At 61.2% G+C, this 2,507-nt stretch carries 2 protein-coding genes; both read right to left on the bottom strand.

What is annotated here, in order from left to right; translation table 11 throughout:
- Window positions 1-132 precede the first annotated feature (132 nt).
- Window positions 133-891 carry an IS21-like element helper ATPase IstB gene (istB, locus tag AX760_RS03505; protein WP_071831506.1) on the bottom strand — a complete coding sequence of 253 codons (759 nt, stop codon included), beginning with the start codon at window positions 889-891 and terminating at the stop codon, window positions 133-135.
- Window positions 888-2,384, bottom strand: a complete 1,497-nt coding sequence (istA, locus tag AX760_RS03500; RefSeq protein WP_139275929.1) for an IS21 family transposase — start codon at window positions 2,382-2,384, stop codon at window positions 888-890. The genes istB and istA overlap by 4 nt, the downstream gene beginning before the upstream one ends.
- Between the last annotated feature and the right edge of the window lie 123 nt (window positions 2,385-2,507).

Below are 2,507 nucleotides of genomic sequence, written 5' to 3'. Positions count from 1 at the left end.
TGTCAACGCCGGAGTAAAATCCGGCCAGGCGGCGGAGCAAAACCAGGCCACTTGTGGCGCACGCATGAGACGTCCGGGAGGGCGTAGCCCGAGCGGGGGTCTCATGCGTGCGCGTCGATTTTCTGAAGTGTTTCAGCCAGCCTTTCGGGCGCGGCTTTGGGCGAGACGATAGCTGTCGCCGTTCATCTCGAGAATGTTGACGTGGTGGGTAATGCGGTCGAGCAGTGCGCCGGTGAGACGTTCGGATCCCAGGGTTTCGGTCCATTCGTCAAACGGAAGATTGCTGGTGATCAGGGTGGCTCCGCGTTCGTATCGTTGCGAGATCAGCTCGAACAGCAACTCCGCGCCGGTTTTTGAGAGCGGCACGAAGCCCAGCTCGTCGATGATGAGAAGCTGGTAGGCAGCCATTTGCTTCTGGAAGCGGAGTAGTCGCCGCTCGTCACGCGCCTCCATCATCTCACTGACCAGTGCGGCGGCCGTGGTGAAGCCGACGGACAGGCCCTTCTGGCAGGCGGCCAAGCCGAGACCGAGTGCAACATGCGTCTTGCCGGTACCGCTGGGACCAAGCGCGATGACGTTCTCGCGGCGCTCGATCCACTCGCAGCGTGCCAGCTCGAGCACCTGCATCTTGTTGAGTTTGGGGATAGCGGCGAAGTCGAAGCTGTCCAGGCTTTTTACGACCGGGAACCTGGCCGCCTTGATGCGGCGCTCGACCTTGCGGCGGTCCCGTTCGATCATCTCCCGTTCGGAAAGCCGGAACAGGTATCCGATATGATCGACGCCCTCTGTGGCGCATAGCCGGGCCAGCTTCTGGTACTCGCGCTGGAAGGTCGGCAGCTTGAGGGTTTTGAGATAATGGGAGAGCAGTATCTCCGGCACTTCGGTGCTCATGCCGCTTCCTCCTCATGGTCGGAAAGCAATCGCATATAGGCCTTCGCCGACGTCGTCTCGACCGTCGCCCTCGGCAAATACGGGTAGATGGACAGGTCCAGTCGTGGTGGCCGGCGCTCTACCCGGCACATGATCAGATGCTTGACGGCGTCGAAGCCGATAGCTCCGAGCTGGAGGGCCTGCTTTACCGCCGCATGCAGGTCGGCGATCTCGAAGCTTTCCAGCAGTCGCAGGACCTGCACGTACTCACGCCGACCATGCTTGGCCATGCGGCCTTCCATCAGGCGGCGCAGCGTGGCGAATTCCTCGGGCAGGTTCCAGCCCTGGAGAGGTGCTGCCTGATCCAGCGAATTGATCTTCTGCTCGATCAGCGGCAGGTAATGCACAGGATCGAAGACGACGTCTTCCCGCTCCCAGCACCGCGGATGGCGGGCGATGATCTCGCCTCGGCAGCCGATTACCACTTCGTCGACATAGCCCCTGACCCAGACATCCTGATGGCCATAGGCGACCGGCACGGAATAATCGTTGGTCTTGTAGCGAACGAGCGACTGGGCCGTGACTTTCGCACTCCCCTGGTCGCAGGCATCGAATGGAGATGCCGGCAGAACACGCATGGCAGCGAGGTCACGCTGCAACCGCTCACCGATCGTCTCGCTCTCGCCGCGCAGCCTGTCGCGCTGGCGCTTGCGGCATTGCTCCTCCAGCCAGACGTTGAACGCATCCCATGTTGCAAACTGCGGGATCGGAACCATGAAGTTGCGCCGGGCATAACCGACGAGACCCTCGACATTCCCTTTATCGTTGCCCTTTCCCGGACGGCCATAGCGATCCCGGATCAGGTAGTGGGACAGGAAGCCGCTGAACAGCGCCGCCCGCTTGCGCGTGCCGTCGGGCAGGATCTTGGCGACAAGGCAGCGGTCGTTGTCGTAGACGATCGATTGCGGCACACCCCCGAAGAAGGCAAACGCATGGATGTGGCCGTCGATCCAGGCCTCCGATACCGCCGCCGGATACGCCCGCAAATAGCAGCCGTCACTATGCGGCAGATCCAGCACGAAGAAGTGGGCCTTCCGCTCTACGCCGCCGATCACCACCATCGCTTCGCCGAAATCGGCTTGCCCATGGCCCGGCGGATGAGCCAGCGGCACAAACACTTCCTGGCGACGCTGATCCCGCTCGCGCATGTAGTCCTTGATGATCGTATAGCCGCCGGTAAAGCCGCGCTCGTCCCGGAGACGGTCGAACACACGTTTGGCCGTATGGCGCTGCTTTCGCGGCACCTTCACATCCTCATCCAGCCAATGATCGATCGTCGAAACAAATGAATCCAGCTTGGGTCGCCGGATCGGCAACTGACGCTGATAGCCGGGCGGTGTCGAATACGACACCATCTTGGCAACGCTGTCGCGCGATATGTTGAAATGCTTCGCAGCCTGACGACGGGTCATGCCTTCCGAGACGGCCAGGCGAACCTTCAGATATAATTCCACGGTGTAGATCCCCTGTCCATCCTGCTGTCATTTGCAGAAAGGAAATAGGTGGCCGGATTTTACTCCGCCCGCAGCTGGATTATTCCGCCGCTACCGTGGCCGACTTTTGCACCGCCGCTCTCA

The sequence above is a fragment of the Pararhizobium antarcticum genome, from assembly GCF_001885585.1.
Taxonomy (GTDB): Bacteria; Pseudomonadota; Alphaproteobacteria; order Rhizobiales; family Rhizobiaceae; genus Pararhizobium; species Pararhizobium antarcticum.
This window is presented reverse-complemented; position numbering and strand designations above follow the sequence as displayed.

Bases quoted from the DNA above. Each gene is read 5' to 3' on its own strand.
- istB (WP_071831506.1), bottom strand. From the start codon at position 891: ATGAGCACCGAAGTGCCGGAGATACTGCTCTCCCATTATCTCAAAACC.